The following is a 19,492-nucleotide window of genomic DNA, read 5'->3' as shown; positions in this document are numbered from 1 at the left end:
TTTATGACAAACCAATCTAAATCCTAACCCAGAAATGAAATTCATCATTACTGCCATAATAGCATTCTTTTCCCCAGCCCTCCTGGCCCAAAACTATTCGTCCAGCACCACTGCCACGGACGCGGTCGGCCGGAAGCTGCCCGACCACAGTCAGGTAGGCGATCTCAAAAAGGACAAATTCGTAGCGCTGTTCTACTGGACCTGGCATACGCAGCAAGCCCAAAATAATCCTGCCTTGAATGTGACCGAGTACCTGGCGCGCGACCCAAAAGCAATCCATGATTTTAGGAACCCGATCTGGCCGAAACGCAATAGTCCGTGGTTCTGGGCAGAGCCTTTGTTTGGATATTATGTGGATACCGACGAATGGCTGCTGCGCAAACATGCCGAGATGCTGGCCGACGCGGGTGTGGATATGATCATTTTTGATTGTACCAATGGAAACCTGACCTGGAAAGAATCATACATGAAACTATGCGAGGTTTTTACCAAAGCAAGAAAAGACGGCGTCAGAACGCCACAGATCTCGTTTATGCTGCCATTCTGGACGACCGATGGCGGGAAGGAAATCATCCGGGAAATTTACAATGATCTTTATAAACCCGGCAAATACAAGGATCTTTGGTTTATATGGAAAGGAAAGCCGTTCATCATGGCTTCGCCCGAATTTACCGAACCAATCAAAGGAAAAGACGCGAACCCGGCACTGGAAAAAGAGATGCGTGAATTCTTCACATTCCGCCCCGGTCAGCCGGTTTATAATAAAGGCCCTGAAAAACCGGATCATTGGGGCTGGCTCGAAATTGCCCCGCAGCATGGATTTAAGAAAACAGAAAATGGTGGTTTTGAACAGGTAACCGTCGGCGTGGCGCAAAACTGGACGAAGGCAATTGGGCTGACGGCTTTGAATGCAACAGGTTCTTTTGGAAGAAGTTATACCAACGCAAAAGGCCAGATCACCGAGCGGGGAGCGGTTAACTATGGCTATAACTTCCAGGAGCAATGGGACAGGGCCTTGGAACTGAACCCCGAGCTCGTTTTCCTCACAGGCTGGAACGAATGGATCGCTGGCCGTTACGATACCTGGCAGCAGCAGACCAATGCATTTCCGGACGAGTTTGACCAGGAAGGCAGTCGCGATATTGAACCCATGAAAGGCGGCCACGGCGACAATTACTATTATCAGATGGCGGCTAACATCAGGAAATTTAAAGGTCTGCCTGCCCCCGCGCCGGTTTCCGCGCCAGTTACCATTTCTATTGACGGAAAATTGAATGACTGGGAAAAGGTCACCCCGAGTTTCGTAGCGCATAAGGGCAATACCATTCACCGCGATAGTCCAGGCTGGGGGAGCTTGGTTTATAAGAACAATACCGGCCGAAACGACATTGTGCTCGCCAAAGTCGCGCGGGATGCCGATCACGTTTATTTCTACGTAGAAACCGCCGCGCCGCTCACACCCAAAGGAGATCCGGGCTGGATGCGGCTTTTCATGAATATCGACAACGATAAAAACACCGGCTGGGAAGGTTACGATTTTGTAGTAAACCGCCTTAGCCCAGCCCAAAAGACAGTTGTAGAGAAAACAGATGCCGGCTGGAATTGGCAGAAAGCCGGGGAAGTGGAATATTCAGTCAATCAAAATAAATTGGAAATAAAAATCCCCAAATCCATGCTGGGCATCACCGGGGAGCCCGATTTCGAATTCAAATGGAGCGATAACATGCAGCACGATGGCGATATCATGGATTTCTGGATCAATGGTGATGTTGCTCCGGCCGGAAGGTTTAACTATCACTATAAGCCATGAAAATCATTTTTTCCTTGTTGTTTACCTTGATCGCAATGCATTTACCCGCACTGCTTTTTGCTCAAACCCAAGCCTACATCGATGGCCGCCCCAATGCCTCCATTCGCATGGACTTCAAAGATACGGGCATCGTGATGCGTTACGGCGATGGGCCCGATAGCTGCGATACCTACGGCGCTCGGGAAGCGGTGGTCAATAAAGAAGGGGATACTTATTACCTTTTTTATGACGGAGCAGGTAAAAACGGATGGATATCCTGCCTGGCAGAAAGTAAAAACCTGATCAGCTGGACCAAAAAGGGCACCATCCTGACTTTGGGGGATTCCACTCAAAACGATTACAAAAGCGCCTCGTCGCCCTGGGTGGTGAAGGAAAAAGATACCTGGCACATGTTCTATATCGGCACGCCCAATACCACGCCTGCCCCTTACCGCATTCCCGCATTTCCGTACCTGACGATGAAAGCGCAGGCCAAGTCCCTCGCCGGGCCGTGGACAAAGCAATATAATGTGACGCCGCTGCCGCCGAAGGAAAACAGTTACTATACCGTCACATCCAGTCCAGGCTTTATTGTGAAGCACAAAGGCGAATACATCCAGTTTTTCAGCGGTGCCACACAGGAAGGAAAGATAGTGCAGAGGACGCTCGGTATCGCCCGCACCAGAGACCTGAATGCTTCCTGGAAGATCGAAGCAGAGCCGCTTTTCCCGCTTTCGGAGCAGATCGAGAATTCGTCGGTTTATTATGAAGAAGAAACCAAGACCTGGTTTTTATTCACCAATCACATCGGGATCAACGAAAAAAGAGAAGAATACACCGATGCGATCTGGGTGTATTGGAGTAAGGACATCAACCACTGGGATGCCGCCAATAAAGCAATTGTCCTGGATGCCAAAAACTCCGATTGGGCACATGGTGCCATTGGTATGCCGTCGGTCATCAGGGTGGGGAAGAGGCTCGCTTTGCTTTATGATGCCGTCGAAGGCAGCAGTACTTCACATATGCGCCGCAGCATCGGGCTGGCCTGGAAAGAGTTGCCTCTACAAATCCCTTCAAAGCCAATTGACAAATAGTAAACCAGTATAAAACCGCCAACCGAAGTTTTATATCATGCAATCTTCATCTATTGCAAAATTCCTAAGCCTCTTATAAAAAGTCACTTTACGGACTGTATGATCACATTGAAAAACCCAAAGAAAAATGGCGTCTTGCTCATGACGGCCATTTTTTTTCTTTATGCCCAAAGCTGCAGCGCCCCCAAAAACCAGGCGGCCAAGCAAGCAGTTAAACAAAGTCAGGCAACACCCAATGCCGACATTTACGCAGAGCATATCCGCACCAGCAGCTTCCAGACGCCCGAGCAGGAGCGATTGGCTTTTCAGTTACCCCCGGGTTTTGAAGTTACCCTCTTCGCCTCCGAGCCGGAGATTACCAAGCCGATCAACATGGAGTTCGATGACCGAGGCCGCCTCTGGGTAACCCAGTCGTCTGAGTATCCCATTGCCGCTGGAATGGGCGACGGGAAAGACCGGATTACCATTTTGGAAGATAAAAATGGTGATGGAAAGGCGGAGGTTTTCACCCAATTTGACAATAGTCTCAACATCCCGATCGGCATCATGCCTGTTTCCGACGGTGCGATCGCATACAGTATCCCGAATTTATATTATTTCAAAGATGCAGATAATGACGGTAAGGCCGACAGCAAAAAGGTGCTCGTTGGCGGATTTGGGCATAAAGACACGCATGGAATGGTCAATAACCTGATGCGGGGTTATGACGGCTGGCTGCATGTATGCCATGGTTTTTCCAATGTTTCCAATGTGGCTGGTTCAGACGGGGATACCATCAAAATGACCTCAGGCAACACGTTCCGCGTGAAAATGGATGGAGGCCACGTGGAGCAGACCACCTTTGGGCGGGTTAATCCATTTGGATATGCTTACGACGAGCGAGGTTATCTGTATTCGGTGGATTGCCATACGAAGCCGATCACACAATTGATCTTTGGAGGCGATTATCCGCATTTTGGTAAAAAAGCACCGGTAGGATTGGGTTTTGCACCAGAAATGATGAGTTACGACCTGGGTTCGACCGCTTTGGCAGGACTGGTTTATTACACCGGAACGCAGTTTCCCGAGCAATACCGCAACAGCTTTTTCACGGGCGACGTGGTAACCTGCCGCATTGATCGCAATACAATCACTTACAAAGGATCAACCCCGGCTTCCAAAAAGGAGGAGCCGTTTTTGGTAAGTAGAGATCCGTGGTTCCGGCCTGTGGACGTGAAACTCGGGCCTGACGGTGCATTGTACATTGCCGATTTTTATAACCGCATCATCGGGCATTACGAAGTCGCATTGAACCATCCGGGGCGAGACAGAGTGAGTGGGCGGATCTGGAAGATTACCTACAAGGGCACCGAGCCGCATAAGGATATGCAGGTTACCGACTGGTCCAAAGCGACAATAGATCAGCTATTGGAAGGATTGAAGCATCCCCAGCTGAACACAAGATTGAAAGTGGCAGACCGGCTGGTGGATACCTGGAAAGACAAGGCGATTGATCCTGTGAGAGCTTTATTGGTTACTAATGCCTCGGATCAGACACCTTATGTGCATGGCTTGTGGATATTGCACCGGCTCAATGCATTGGATGATGCAACTTTGAACAAGGGGCTCAAACATAGCAACCCGATTGTTCAGGTACATGCTTTCCGGATTTTACTGGAGCGGAAATCATTGGCCGAGGACCATCGGATGGTCGTTGTGCAGGCGTTGTCGTCCACTGATCCATTTGTGCAACGCACCGCTGCCGAGGTTTTAGGACATTTTCCAAAGGGTGAAAACCTGGCCTTTTTAATGGATGTTTACGAAAAGGCTGATCCCGGCGACAGTCATCTGAAGTACACCGCCATGCTGGGCGTGCGGAATAACCTGAAAAACCAGAGCGTGATGTGGAAGGTGCCAGGCACGAAATGGAGCGAAAACCAGCTAGCCCTACTAACCAGGGTTATGCTCGATGTACCTTCGACTGCGGCGGCATCATTTGTGCTGGATTATACTTTGAACCACGACTTACCTTCCAAACAGTTGGTCAATAACCTGGAATACATTGGCCGGCATGTATCTCCTTATCAGCTCGACAAAGCGATCGACCTGATCAATAACAAATTTGTGAACGATCCTGAAATCCAGCTTTCGTTATATAAAACCATTTCGGCTGGCGTAAAACAAAGCGGTGTTGCCCCCGGTCAGAAGCTGATCGCCTGGGGGACTAAGTTATCGGCCCAATTTTTAACAACGGTCTCGGAAAAGGATTCAACGCTGAAAAACCCGCCTCCAATGAAAACAGGACAAAGCCCGAAACCACCGACTTTGCAGGCAGACCAGCGGATCACGGCGGCAGATATTGCAGGTGATTATCGGATCAAATCACTGGAACCCAAGTTGCGTGAGCTTGTGAGAGCCGATTGGCTCGACTACCGGGTCAGGAGCGCGGCGGCCGGGGCGCTGATGAACATCGATCCGAAAGAAAATGTAACGGTACTCGCGGACGTTTTCAATGACCCCGCCGAACGTCCTGTTTTGCGTGAAAAACTGGCGATATCCATGCAGCAGGCGTCGTCGCCTTCTGTTTTTGAAATCCTGAAAAAGCAGTTGGCCGGGGGAGCAAGAAGTCTTCAGGTCGTGATCGCAACCATTTTAGCCAATAGTCAGGAAGGGATCAATTACCTATTGAATGCATTTAAGGAAGAGGAGGCTAATCCGGATATTGCCAATGAAGTTCCGGTACAGGAACGGTTTGCGATCAATTCCAATGCAGATCAGAAAAAGCAGATGGAAAAATTTCTGGCAAGCGGTGCCGACGAACGTGCTGAAAGGCAGAAACTGATCGATGCCAGGGTTGCGGCTTTCAAGCCTGCTTCCGGGCTGACGGACTACGGTAAATCGATTTTTGTGCAGCATTGCAGTGGCTGTCATTCCATTCAGGGAGCCGGCGGGATGGTGGGTCCGCAGCTCGATGGGATCGGAAACTGGGGGCATAAGGCGTTGACCCAAAAGATTCTTGACCCTAACAGGAATATAACCGAGGCATTCCGGACTTATAACATTACGTTGAAGAATGACAAAACTTTAACAGGCCTTTACCGGCGCACAGAAGGTGAAACAATGGTTTTTGCGGACCTTACCGGTCAGGAATTTGCGGTTGTGAAGAATGACATGAAAGAATACCGGGCATCGAAATACACCTTGATGCCGGACCAGTTTCGAAATATCATCCCTGAAAAGGATTTTTATCCCCTGCTGGATTACTTGCTGAGCATTAAATAAAAATGAATTGAAATCCTAAATCCAATAGATAAGATGCTTTTAACCCGAAAAAAATTACAATGGCTTTTCCTGGGTCCGCTTTTGCTGCTGTCAGCTCAAATCGCTACTGCCCAAACTCAGTCGAAAGGAAAAGAACTCGTTTTCAAAAAAACAGACTTGACCAAAAGATTTATTTCAGAAGGAGCCGCGATGGGCGATGTGAACAAGGACGGCAAAAAAGACGTTCTTGCCGGTGCCTACTGGTTTGAAGCGCCCAGCTGGAAAGCCCACGAGTTGATGAAACCAGACACATTTGTAGCGAACGGAAGTTACTCCGACTCTTTTCTGGACTTCGCAATGGATGTAAATCAGGACGGCTGGATCGATCTGATCCGCATAGACTGGCCCGGAAAAGCGGCGTACTGGCACGAAAATCCCAAAAATAAACCCGGGTATTGGCCGGCGCACCAGATTTATTCGGCAGTGGGGAATGAATCGCCCATGCTGGTAGATATGGATGGGGACGGTCGTATGGATTTGTTGTGCAATGATCCCACCGGTAAGAAGGTGATCTGGCTGAAATCGCCTTCCCAAAAGGGCGATGTTAACTGGGAAAAATATGTGGTCAGCAATGATCCCAACAATGCCACGCACATGTACACGCATGGAATCGGGTATGGGGATATCAATGGCGACGGCCGGAAAGATGTGATCGTGCGGAACGGCTGGTGGGAAGGCCCGGAAGGAGGTCCGGCCAAACATCCGAAGGATGCAGACTGGAAATTTCATCCCGCCGACCTGGGCCAGGATGCCTCGCAGATGTATGTGATGGATTTAAATGGCGACGGACTGAATGATGTGTTAAGTGCTTCGGCGCACAATTACGGCATCTGGTGGCACGAACAAATGAAGGATGCGCAGGGTAACGTGGAATGGAAACACCATGTGATCGATAATTCTTTTTCTCAGACGCATGGAGTGGCCCTGGTGGACCTGAATAAAGATGGGAATATGGATTTTGTGACAGGGAAGAGATATTTTGCCCATAGCGGGAACGATCCGGGGGAATTCGAGCCTGCATTGGTTACCTGGTTTGAGTATAAGCCGGGAAAAACACCCACATGGATCAGGCATGACATCGACACCGATTCGGGTATTGGATTGCATGTGACTGTGGAAGACATCAATAATGACGGACTGCTGGACATTGTGACCGGCAATAAAAAGGGCGTCAGGATTTTTATACAACAGAAAGGAAAATAAGGGATGAAATTCGGGATCAATACGTATTTGTTTTCTTCGCCTTTCACAAACGAAAGTGTGTCCTACTTCCCGCAATTCAAGGAATGGGGGTTCGATTTTGTGGAAATAGCTGTGGAGGAGCCGACGAATATTGATCCTCTTTTTATAAGAAAAGCACTGGATGACAATGAACTGGAATGTCGCTCTGTTTGCGCGGCAACCGGGCCAGGCCGCGATTTGAGAGGAAACCGGAAGGATCAGATCACATCGCTGGACTATATCCAGACGTTGGTAGATATTGCACCTGTTCTCGGGGCAAACCTGGTAGCCGGACCGCTTTATTCACAAGTAGGACGGGCTAACCTTGTTCCGGACGATAAGAAAGTAAAGCAATGGAATATGGTTGTCAAACATCTCAAAACCTTGACAGCCTATGCAGAAGAGAAGCAGGTAAGACTTGCTATTGAACCATTGAACCGTTACGAAACCGATTTCATCAATACCTGCGACCAGGCGCTCGACCTGATTCGAGACGTGGGCAGCAATGCCTTGCTGGTGCACCTGGATACCTTTCACATGAACCTGGAAGAAAAGGATCCTGCATTGGCGATTAAAAAGGCAGGTGCCAAACTGGGGTTACTGCATGCGTCGGGGAGCGACCGCGGTACGCCCGGCGGTGACCAGATCGACTGGGACCGCATCTTCGCTGCATTGGATAACATTAACTACCAAGGTGATATTGTCATCGAATCATTTACCCCCGACGTGAAAGTCATCGCCAAAGCAGCATCGATCTGGCGTAAAGTCGAGCCATCAAAAGAAGCGATTGCCGTTGAAGGGCTGAAGTTTTTGAGATCGCTCGCTTTTTAGGCTGCCGCATCCATCATAACCCGTTTCCCGGCCAGAAATTTTCAAGGATCAATTTAGGGAGGCAGGTGCTCTTGCATGGGGAAACGGATGAAGCGATGATTGAATTTTCAGGAACGTTGAAAGCAAAAGCACTGATCAGCAACGGGATGCTCAGCAGCATGGCCCGGAGCACTATTCGGACTTAGTTGACTTTGATGTCATAAAAAAACTCCGCCCCGTCTTGTTCAGCAGAAAGGAGGCGGAGACTAAACTGAGGCAAAAAACTATTTCTAAATAGCTGCTATGCTGTAATTTCTTCTTCGAGATGAGGCGCATTCAATTGCAAAACCTCACTGGTCCAGGCCCTTGTTTTAGCAGCGAGTTCTTCATCGGCTGCCAACGAACTCCCAAAAGAGGGTATCATTTTTCGGAAGCCTTCCTGCCATTCAGTTGTTTTTGCTTCCTTGAAACAGCGATGGACCAGGTCGATCATAATCGAGACCGACGTGGAAGCACCCGGAGAGGCGCCGAGCAATGCCGCAAGTGACCCATCGGCAGCGGTTACCATTTCGGTCCCAAATTCGAGCACGCCCCCTGCTTTCTTGTCTTTCTTGATCACCTGTACGCGCTGGCCCGCCTTTTCAAGTTCCCAATCTTCCAGACGTGCCTCAGGCAGATAATCCTTCAATGCCGCCAGGCGATCTTCCGGCGACTGTCTGACCTGGTCGATGAGGTATTTGGTCAGTGGGATATTGTGGATTCCCGCGGCCAGCATGGGTTTAATATTATTGAGTTTGATAGATGCGGGCAGATCAAGATAAGATCCGTTTTTCAGAAACTTTGTCGAGAAGCCGGCATAAGGTCCGAAGAGTAACGCTTTTTTTCCATTGATCATCCGGGTATCCAGGTGAGGTACCGACATAGGCGGGGACCCCACAGAAGCTTTTCCATATACTTTCGCCTGATGTTGCTCAATGATTTCAGGTTTGTTGCAAACCAGCCACTGACCACTCACGGGAAATCCGCCAAAGCCTTTACCTTCTGGAATTTTCGACTTTTCAAGGAGCAGCAACGAACCCCCACCTGCGCCGATGAAAACGAATTTGGTACTGACCTTGCCTGATTGGTTTGTGGCACGATTCCTAACTTCAATGTTCCATGATTTATCACGATTTCTGTCGATATCCGAGACTTCATGATTCAGGAATAAATCAACGCCCTCCTGTTTTTCGAGGTAGTCGAACATCGATTTGGTCAGTGTACCGAAATCGACGTCTGTGCCCAGTTTCATGCGAGTTGCAGCAACTTTTTCGTCTGGCCGGCGGCCGGTCATGACGAGAGGTATCCAGCCAGCGATTTCCTCCTGGTCTTCGGTATACTCCATTCCTTGAAAAAGATGATGACTTGTAAGCGCCTCAAAGCGTTTGCGCAAATAATCAACATTTTCGTCACCCCACACGAAGCTCATGTGTGGAATATTGTGGATAAATGTATCAGGAGAATCAATAATCCCATTTTCGACCAGGTATGCCCAAAACTCTTTGGAGACTTCGAAAGACTCGGCAATTTTGATGGCCTTTTTAGTTTCTACCGAGCCGTCGGGTAGTTGGGGGGTGTAATTCAGTTCACAAAATGCAGAGTGACCTGTGCCGGCGTTGTTCCAGGGATCGGAGCTCTCGGCTGTTACCCTGTCCAACCGTTCGTAGATGGAGATAGTGATGGCAGGATTCAACTTTTTGAGCAGGACGCCCAGTGTTGCGCTCATGATCCCGGCCCCAATTAAAACCACATCAGGGGTGCTCGTTTTTGAAGACTTTTTGGTATTCATAACGAAAAAAGTAAGTATGTTAATCAGGCGACAAACCCGGAATAGTACAAGATATGTATGCGTAACAACGTATAGAACACTCTTTGTTTCGAAAATAGTATAATTTCAAAAATAAAAGTTATGACGGGTTACAAGTTCTTGAAAGGTGGCAATTAAAACTTGATTTGTTTTAATTTGAGGAGAGTGAAATAAAAAAGGCCGCAAGTACGCGACCTTTAATAACAATTTATTTTTCGAGCGATTGGAGTGGATTAATCCGCCATAATTACATCGGCCTCCGTCAATCCAAGTGATTTCATGGTCTCTTCATAGCTTGAGTAATTTACTTCACCGTTCGCTCTGAATTCTGTTGCCGGGATAATGACTGCCCTGATATCCTGAAATTCACGTTCAGGTGCGGTATCTTGCTCTTCGGACCAGTTATCGGCGACAAGTGAAACATAGAATCTTGAACTTCTATATAGCGTAAAAAATTCATAATCAGTGTAAACAGTTGTGTCAAACCAAGCTTTTCCTGGCATTCCATAGGTTCTGCTTTGATTGAACGTTTTATGATTTGCGGTTACAAATACCTGAACAACGCTGTTGGCAAAGAATATTGAGTCAGCGCTTGTCAGGTTCGATTTTCCAAGTGTATATCCTCCTTTATAACTCTTAACAGGTCCGGTGGAAATCACTCTGGCGCCAATTCCATTTAGCCCATCTTGCCCGTTAACCCCGGAATCTCCTTTGGGGCCTTGTGCCCCTGTATCTCCCTTTGGTCCCGCGGGGCCTACATCCCCTTTGGGGCCATCGCAGCTGGCGAGAATGACAGACATACCCAGGAACGTGATAATGATTAAATTCTTAAGCATAGTTTGAACAAGTTTGGTTAGTCGATATACGTATATAAGCAAAGTAACTATAAAAATCCAAAAATACCTATGGAAATGGCGATCCAGGGGATATTCTAGAATTCAGAAGATAATAGGAGGTTGTGCAATTACTTATGAGAAATAAAAATACAAAAATTGTACCAGAGTGACCCATATTATGAAGCAGGGCCATGTTTGGCAATTTTTGTTATCGAATTAGTTCACATTGGTGTGATTAATTTGTTGAGCCATTGTAAAATGTCGTGAACCATTGCTATTTTTAATAAATTTTTGCCGAAAAATCTAGCAACTTATGGTTCAACGCACTTTTACAAAATTCTTCATTGTCGCCTCTCTACTATGCACACTTATCACTGAAACAGTTGTCGCGCAAGGGGCCTGGAACGGATCATTCGGAAATGAGTGGTTACAAGGTAAGTACAATCAAAAATGGCTTCGTATCGGGATAACCACAAAGGGAATCCAAAAAGTAACACTTCCAGGCGATTTTATGGGAGGTGCAAATGCGAATACCCTTCATCTATACCATCGTGGCGTTGAAGTTGCCCTGACAAGTGCTACGGCAACTGACATTGAGTTTTACGGTGTGCCCAATGATGGAGAATCCGATAAGTATCTCTTCCGGCCAAATTCGGCCCGAGTCGACCCGTACTATAGTATGTTCTCAGATGAGAGCGCCTATTTTCTGACCATCGGTTCGCCTGATGGCAAAAGGGCCGTTACCGTGAACATTAATGACCCTAGCGGGACTGAAATGCTATCCTATCACATTCAGACAGATCACGTGGGTTATCAGACAAGCTACACCCACGCAACCAATATCCCAATCCGCCCGACGAATTTAAATAGTTTCATGGAAGATGGGCAAACTAGATCGGGTGCAATACTGGTAGATGATGCATCCCACTCTAAGTTTACAAATTTTCCTATTAACCTGAGAAAACAATCAGGATCAGAGGCCCCTGGAATAAGAGCATTGGTCCATGGGCGGACAAACTACGCGCCAAGTGGAGCAAATACCAGAAATATCCGGATATGGATAGGGAAAGATGCGGGATCTCTTCGTGAAGCAGGTAAGATCGCTATCGAAGGTTTTAAATATGGGATATTCGATTTCACTGCTCAGGACTCCGACCTGAATGCCGGTACGGGAACATTGGCGTTTAATATCGATACCACTCCGCAGGATATTTTTACGGATAGATTTTCTGTGACTTATTACAATGTTACCTATAAGCAACAAATTGATATGGGGGGAGCCGCATCGTATAACTTCAATTTTCCTGCTGCCACCTCAGGGTCAACAAGCCGGATAACGATAACCTCCCCGCCAGCTGGAACACTGAAGTTCTATGATATCTCTGATGCGAGTAACCCAAGAAATATAACGGGTAGTGCTGCGAGCCTTATATTTTCTAGACCGGATGCACTACCGTTAACCCTATTAGCTACTGTAACGACCAATAACGTCGCGGCTGAAAAGGTCACGCCAGTGCAGTTTACTTCTATTACGAACTCGGACTACGATTATATGATTGTCAGTAATACGACGTTGCTAGCGGCATCTCAGGAATTTGCCAAATATCGTAAGACAGATTCTCCAGGTAAAAAATACAAAACCGGGGTCTTTAAAATCGTCGATTTGTATAATCAATTTAATTATGGTGAACCGAGCCCATTGGCTATCCGGCGATTTGTTGATTACATGGTCTCAGATGGTAATAAAGATAAATATCTGTTGTTGATGGGCAAATCTGTTACCAGAAACGACAGGATCACCAAGGAGTTGCCTGACGAAGTTCCGACATTCGGCTTTCCAGGCTCTGATCTTTTGCTAATCGAAGGTCTTCAGGGAACTGATTCCGACGTTCCTGTTATTCCCTTTGGCCGAATTCCTGCCATTACAAACGATCAGGCTATGGCGTATCTGGACAAAGTTAAATCGTACGAAGCAACAAAAAGCGGTCTTGCCTGGCGGAGGAATGTGGTACACCTCAGTGGAGGCAAGACGGATTCAGAAATCGACGATCATGCACTGAATCTAGTGAATGCGGCAGTCAAGGTGAATTCTGCTATTTTTAAAGGCAAGGTTTATTCGGCTAAAAAACCGGTCGCAACAGATGCTACGATACAAAACGACACGCTTTATAAGCAAGTTAATTTTCCTGCACCTGCGGTAGGAAATCCGGGCGGCGTAGGAATGATCACCTATTTTGGGCACAGCGCTCCCTACCAGACAGATTTTAATTTCGGCTATGTTTCCGATCCCCTGAAAAACTTCAGCAATCCGGGGAAATATCCGATCATGTTTTACAATGGCTGTGATATACTTAATGTATTCAGTAACAACTTTGCAGAAACTGTGAATACGTCAACTTCACGACCACAGTCGCTTGACTGGTTGTTAAGTGCCAATAAAGGTGCAGTGGCGGTGTTTGGAAATTCTTGGTCAGGTTATGCTAGCAGTTGTAATAATTACATGCAGAGAGTGTATACTGAAATGTTCACAAAATCTGATGCAGACAGACAAACCCTGGGTAAGATTTTACAGGTTGTTGCACAGCAAACGAAATCTAATTCCGGATTCAGAATGGGAGACAAGGACGCGAGGACTGCGACCGCCTATATTCAGGATCAGGCCCAAATTCATCAAACAATTATCCTAGGCGATCCGGCACTCAAAATTCTCCTCAGCACCGAGGGCGGACTTCCTGTGGAGCTGATCTCCTTTTCGGCGAAGGAATCCAGCCCAAATCAAGTTGATGTGACTTGGAAAACAAGTTCTGAGGTGAATAACAGTCATTTCATTGTTGAGAGAAGCTATAACGCGAAGAATTTCGAAGTGATAGGTCGGGTTGAGGGAAAAGGCGATTCAAATATCGAAAGTGAGTACCATCTGATCGATGACCAACCTTTGCCTGGAATAAGCTACTATCGACTTATTCAGGTCGATCAGGCAGTTACTGGGAAAGACGGCGGATCAGTCGATGGCAAAGCTACTTATTCGAGAATAGTATCGGTGACGAGAGAGGGAACTAATGTATTGACAACCTTCCCAAATCCAGTGATAGATTTCGCTGACATCGATTTGAAGGCGCCGGTTAATATTAAGTATTGGAACATCTTGGATATCAGAGGACTTGTGAGAAAAACCGGGGTAGGCACGAAGGCTGATTTTTCTAATTTATCAAGCGGTAATTATGTTTTGAAAATTACCACTGATAATAATGATGTTTACTATCGCAAAGTGATTAAGAAATAATTTGTTATTTTAAATACACACTAGATGTTTTTCATCAGGATTAATTTTAAAGTATTGTTGCTTTGCTTGATTTTTATAAATCTGCAACAAGCAGAAGCACAATGGTCGGCTCCTTACTCAAACAGCTGGATCAGCTATGGTAAGCCTTACGTGAAGATAGGGACAACTAAAAAAGGGATTCACAGGATCCCTTTTTCTGCCCTGCCCAAGGAAATTTCGGTAAGCGAGCCTGAAAAGCTACAATTGTGGCGGCGGGGCAAGCAAGTATCCATTATTAGTACCACAAATAATGAGATCTTATTTTATGCATTGCCCAACGACGGGTCATTGGACTCGCTGCTTTACCGACCAATGAGTTCTCGCTTGAATCCCTATTTTAGTATGTATTCTGACGAGGAGTCCTATTTTTTAACTGTTGGGGAAGTTGCGGGAGCCCGTGCCAAAGTCGTAAATCTGCCGGTTAACAATGCTTCAGAATTGCTGCCTTTTCACGAAGAATTAGCGACCACGATTTTCCAAACTGACTACTCTCTAAGCACACAAAATCCCATCAGGCCGGACTTCTTTAATAGTTATTTTGAATTGGGAGCCAGCAGAACAGGAAAAGTACAGGTAGTGGGTGCCCTGATGAGCATTAACTTTGCGCTTAAAAATTTCAGCAGTAACTCGGAAAGGCCATTTATCAAGTTGCTTTTGCACGGAAGAAGCAATAATGGCCGAAAAATTGAAATTTATGTAGGAAAGAATGCACAATCTTTGAGACTTGTGAGTTCTCTCAACAGCTCTGGTTTTGAGGGAACAGAGTATTCTTTTGACCTGAGTGCAGACGATACGGACGACAACAAAAATGGAATTCTTGCCTTTAAATCCGTTGCCTCTGATCCAACCGACAGATTTTCCCTGGCATATTACTCCCTCGGATATTCCCAGACCTTTCAAATGGATGCTCTGAAAAGCAAAGAGTTTTATTTGAAATCGACATCAGGCAATGTAAGCAGGGCTGAAATCAAAGGCGCGGCTACGGGGCTTTCATTTCTGGATATATCTAATCCGGACAGCCCAGTAGTAATCCAAGGCACCAAAGAAAATCTAATGATTCCTCGTATCTCGGGCAAACCTGCCACTTTGCTTGCCACTAACGAGATTACCAGTGTTGCAGCAGGTAAAATTAAAGCGGTTGGTTTAACTTTCATTAGTTCGAAGGAACCTAATTATGTCATTGTTACTGCTGATAATTTATACGATGGCGCAATCGAGTATGCTAACTACAGGGCATCGCAAGCTGGGGGTGGATTTAAGCCTCTCGTTGTCAAGATAACGGACATTTACAATCAATTCAATTACGGCGAGCCGAGCCCTCTTGCCATAAAGAAATTTATGGCTTATATGCTTTCGGATGGGGCTAAGGACAAATATCTTTTTTTGATTGGCAAGTCTATCACACATAATGAGAGGATGAAAAGGGAACTTCCAGATGAAGTTCCAACGATAGGATATCCTGCGTCGGACCTTCTGCTTGTGGCAGGACTCGCTGGAACCGCCATTGACGTTCCTGCTATCCCAGTTGGTCGCGTGGCAGCGATTACAAATCAACACATTCATGATTATCTCGCGAAAGTGAAAGAATATGAATCGAATGCAATAGGCGATTATGGCTGGCGGAAGAATTTTCTCCATTTAAATGGAGGCAAAAATGTAGATGAAATAACTCAGATGAAAGGTTTATTAGGAGCATTGGTGCCGAGCGTTGAAGAAGGAGTAGTGGGAGGGAAGGTAACTCCCTACGTGAAGCAGCAGGCAATGGCGGAGGTAGAATCCGTCAACATCACAGCTGATGTGAATAAAGGTGTGGGCTTAATCACCTATTTTGGTCACGGTTCTCCAACGGTTACAGACTTGGACATGGGATACATTTCCGATGCATCGAGGGGATATAACAACTCGAAAAAATATCCAATGATGTATTTTAATGGATGCGGGGTTGGTAACATCTTCAGCGCACGCTACAATACCAATCCGACGTCAACAGACAGAATTACGTTGTCGCTCGATTGGATCTTAGCGCCGAATCGCGGGACGGTCGCGATCATTGCGAACTCATTTGAGAGTTTCGTTAGTCCCGCGTCCAGATATCTCGAACAGCTTTATAAAAACATGTTTGTGGAACCATCGACGGTTAATTTGTCGATAGGCAAAATTATGGTGGCAGTGGCCAATACTATTATATCCAGAGATAAGGACAAATATAGTATTGCCAATGTGCATCAATCATTATTACAGGGAGATCCTGCGTTGAAGTTAATTACTGTCGCCAAGGCCGATTATTCGCTGGATCCCGACGGGAGCCTAACCTTATTTTCCGAGTCAGGTAACAAGACAATCCAGGAATCGGATTCGTTAAGGGTAGCGATCGCAATTTCCAATCAAGGCAGATATGTCGCGGGTCAGGTTGTGCCCATAAAATATACTTATTTCGGAAAAAAGGGGGATATTGTGAAAACCGGGCTCATTCAATCTTTCCCCTATGAAGACACCGTACGGGTAACTTTTCCGAATAACAGAGACATTGAGAAGTTTCAGGTTCATATTGATCCAGACCATACTATTAGCGAATTAAACACTAGTAATAACATAGCGGAGTTGGACGTGGATTGGGATTTTGTCAAAGACAAAAGTGTTTATTCGTCAGCCAACATCAAGGATATTGTACCTCCAATTCTAACCGTGTTTTTTGATGATCGCTTGATTAAGAAGGACGAGACCATCGAAGCAAATCCCAAGATAAGTCTGGTGTTGAGAGATGACAGGCAATTACTTGCCGATACGTCTCTCGTGGAAATTTTTATTAAGCGCTGTGGAGATGAACTTTGTGATTTTGAAAAGGTAAGTTATTACGCAAGTGAAATTGAAGTAGATTCTCTTGATACAAAAACCTTCGGATTGGATTTTCTCACAGCAAATCTTGAGGCAGGGATATTTGAATTATTAGTTAATGCTAACGATCGTTCCGGGAATGCACTTGTACAGCCCTACAGGATACGTTTTAAGATAGAAAACTCTGTTTATGACATGGCTCAGATAATCGTAAGTCCTAATCCAGCCTCGTCTTACATCAGGTTTTCAACAAAACTCACGAAGGAACGGAATTTTAAGTCTGTCAAGTACTTAATATATAACCAAGCCGGGGTCCTGATGGAGGAAAATGAAGTTGACTTGATATCCTCTGCGTTGACAACAGAATGGTATTGGCTGCCTGCCAGTACGCTACAATCGGGCGTATATGCTTACAAGATATTCTTGAATACGGTTGATGGCAAGGCTGTTGAGCAGCTGACCGGTAAAGTGATATTGGTGAAATAGTCAGCGACTTTTCACATCCTTGAGCCATTCAAGCCAAACTGCCAGTGACACTGTCCGTGATATGTGAAACCAGGTATGAATTTTGTGTAGATAGGGGATTTTATCATTTTGCAGGATTTTCACCTGTTGTTTGAACTTTGCCTTGTCAACATAATTCCAAACCTCGGTTGAGTCCATCAAAAAATCCCTGGATTGATTGTAGAGACGTGTAGCAATTTTCTGACCGTGCGATCTGATGTGCGCTTTAGTACTTCGGCACCGTACACTTTCTGGTAACAAGCCTTTCATTGCTTCCCTGAAATGTGACCTGCCGATCCCGTCTCCATACTTGATAATGTCAGGAACAGCCATACAGAGCTCAAAAAGTTCCTTATCATAAAACGGAGAACGGTTGTCTATCTCGTAATGATTGCTTAGCGCGAAGTTTTGTTCATGAGATAACAAATCCTGAGCATTGTAAATATCAAGCATCGACTGCTCGTATAAACTCGAAGTGCCGTCTTCCAGTAATTTTACGGTATTGTGGCCTTCAGCGCCGCTGACCAATCTGGCTAGGTCATCAACCAAAATAGACTTAGACGGAATGATCTGTCCTTTCTTAACTCTATCTAATAAACTTTTGACCCCTCTCTTTAATAGATAAGGATAGGAAATGTCAAAATGGGAGGATACCTCAGAATACAATTTATAAAAATCTTTCAGGGATAGTTGGACTAGCTGTGGCGCCAATCTTCTGAAAAGAAAGTTCTGCACCACCAAATTGTATTTTCTGTCTTCGGAGTATAAATTCCACCGACTATATTGATCTGAATGTGAAAAATACTTGACCCTCTTCTTCAATAAATCCTTTACGAGTTCCCAATTACCGTTCTCAAATGATCGATTGATCAATTCCAGGCCACTTCCAACGATTGAATCGCCGCCGCTTCCATTAAAAATCGCATTTGCTCCAAAGGACTTGGCGTGTTGCATCAAGCTGCCGTTAAAAGAGGGACTCAGTAGAGTCGATGAGGGTTGGGCGAATAGGGGAATGTATAAATTGAACAGACTGAAATCCTCTTCAGACTGAATTATTTCATGGTGAGTAGAATTGATTTTTTTAGAAACTTCTGCTGCGAGTAGATTCTCATCCGTGTCGGCCCCGCTCGAAATATTATAAAGGGTATGCAGGGAATGATTGGGATATAAAAACTTGATTGCCGTACTCACTGATGAAGAATCAAGACCTCCGCTCAGATGCGATGCAACTATCTCAGAGGGGTCTATCAGATTATTTCCAACCGAACTTAAAAATTTAGCCCTAAACTCCTCCCCAAATTCCGCGGCACTAGATAGATTTGCCCAGCGAGACGGTTTAAACCGAAAGTATGGTCTCGTAGAAACTCCTTTTGATGTGATTTCAACCAAATGCCCCGGTGGCACTGTTTTGATGTTGTTATAAAATGTATTTGTCTCGTACCCGGATCCTGAATCTTTTAGAAAGGTGCCGTATGTACTGATCCGCTTGGAATTGATACTTATCAAACTCTTTACTCTGGGATTTTGTACCAGAGATGCCAGATTTGTGGAGAACAAAATGAACTGGCCTTGTACGTGAAGATAAAAGAGAGGGATCAAGCCAAACAAGTCTCTTGCTAAGATAACTTGCTGCTTCTCCTCACAAAACCAAGCGCTGACACCAAAGGTGTTTGATTCGATGTTTGACAGAAAATTCTGTAAAGACAAAGAGACAAAATTTTGAGCGGTTAAATTACTCAAATATTTTGTCTCTTCATTAATTAGAGCGACCGCTCCAAAATAGCTGTTCGTCAAAGAATTGGAAGCCAAGTTTAAACCGACTCCAAAAAAACCATTATTAAATTGCAAACAACTATTATATCCCTTTTTTACGTCCTCAAGATTGTATTCAAAGTCTTTACTAAGAATTAATCCTTCAAACAACATAAACAGGAA

At 45.7% G+C, this 19,492-nt stretch carries 10 protein-coding genes; 7 read left to right on the top strand and 3 right to left on the bottom strand.

What is annotated here, in order from left to right:
* Window positions 1-34: 34 nt before the first annotated feature.
* The 5 genes from AC1XUF_RS13105 (at window position 35) to AC1XUF_RS13085 (ending at window position 8,235) form a co-directional block, all read left to right on the top strand.
* Window positions 35-1,810 (top strand): hypothetical protein, encoded by a 1,776-nt coding sequence (locus AC1XUF_RS13105; RefSeq protein ID WP_483342253.1) that lies wholly within the window; start codon window positions 35-37, stop codon window positions 1,808-1,810.
* Window positions 1,807-2,883: a glycoside hydrolase family protein gene (locus AC1XUF_RS13100; RefSeq protein ID WP_483342252.1), complete on the top strand. Its 1,077-nt coding sequence runs from the start codon at window positions 1,807-1,809 to the stop codon at window positions 2,881-2,883. The genes AC1XUF_RS13105 and AC1XUF_RS13100 overlap by 4 nt, the downstream gene beginning before the upstream one ends.
* A gap of 99 nt (window positions 2,884-2,982) precedes the next feature.
* Window positions 2,983-6,144: a PVC-type heme-binding CxxCH protein gene (locus AC1XUF_RS13095; protein ID WP_483342251.1), complete on the top strand. Its 3,162-nt coding sequence runs from the start codon at window positions 2,983-2,985 to the stop codon at window positions 6,142-6,144.
* Window positions 6,145-6,177: 33 nt separating this feature from the next.
* Window positions 6,178-7,386, top strand: a complete 1,209-nt coding sequence (locus AC1XUF_RS13090) for an FG-GAP repeat domain-containing protein (RefSeq protein WP_483342250.1) — start codon at window positions 6,178-6,180, stop codon at window positions 7,384-7,386.
* Between the two features lie 3 nt (window positions 7,387-7,389).
* Window positions 7,390-8,235, top strand: a complete 846-nt coding sequence (locus AC1XUF_RS13085) for a sugar phosphate isomerase/epimerase family protein (RefSeq protein ID WP_483342249.1) — start codon at window positions 7,390-7,392, stop codon at window positions 8,233-8,235.
* A gap of 280 nt (window positions 8,236-8,515) precedes the next feature.
* On the opposite strand, the gene AC1XUF_RS13080 is transcribed toward AC1XUF_RS13085, so the two are convergent.
* Together AC1XUF_RS13080 and AC1XUF_RS13075 are read right to left on the bottom strand one after the other, a co-directional pair.
* Window positions 8,516-10,042 carry a malate:quinone oxidoreductase gene (locus tag AC1XUF_RS13080; RefSeq protein ID WP_483342248.1) on the bottom strand — a complete coding sequence of 509 codons (1,527 nt, stop codon included), beginning with the start codon at window positions 10,040-10,042 and terminating at the stop codon, window positions 8,516-8,518.
* Between the two features lie 251 nt (window positions 10,043-10,293).
* Window positions 10,294-10,896 (bottom strand): collagen-like triple helix repeat-containing protein, encoded by a 603-nt coding sequence (locus AC1XUF_RS13075; protein ID WP_483342247.1) that lies wholly within the window; start codon window positions 10,894-10,896, stop codon window positions 10,294-10,296.
* A gap of 313 nt (window positions 10,897-11,209) precedes the next feature.
* On the opposite strand from AC1XUF_RS13075, the gene porU2 (AC1XUF_RS13070) reads away from it, so the two are divergent.
* Both porU2 (AC1XUF_RS13070) and porU2 (AC1XUF_RS13065) read left to right on the top strand, forming a co-directional pair.
* The gene (gene porU2, locus AC1XUF_RS13070; protein ID WP_483342246.1) at window positions 11,210-14,179 is read left to right on the top strand and encodes a putative type IX secretion system sortase PorU2; all 2,970 of its coding nucleotides are present in this window, start codon (window positions 11,210-11,212) and stop codon (window positions 14,177-14,179) included.
* Between the two features lie 66 nt (window positions 14,180-14,245).
* Window positions 14,246-17,539, top strand: a complete 3,294-nt coding sequence (gene porU2, locus AC1XUF_RS13065; protein ID WP_483342245.1) for a putative type IX secretion system sortase PorU2 — start codon at window positions 14,246-14,248, stop codon at window positions 17,537-17,539.
* On the opposite strand, the gene AC1XUF_RS13060 is transcribed toward porU2 (AC1XUF_RS13065), so the two are convergent.
* Complete coding sequence (locus tag AC1XUF_RS13060) at window positions 17,540-19,483, bottom strand: asparagine synthase-related protein (protein WP_483342244.1); 1,944 nt, start codon at window positions 19,481-19,483, stop codon at window positions 17,540-17,542. It abuts the gene before it with no gap.
* Window positions 19,484-19,492: the final 9 nt, after the last annotated feature.

The organism is Dyadobacter sp. HNCC25DJ185, assembly GCF_056895195.1.
Note: the sequence above shows the minus strand (reverse complement) of the source record. Positions and strands in the feature narration are given on the sequence as shown.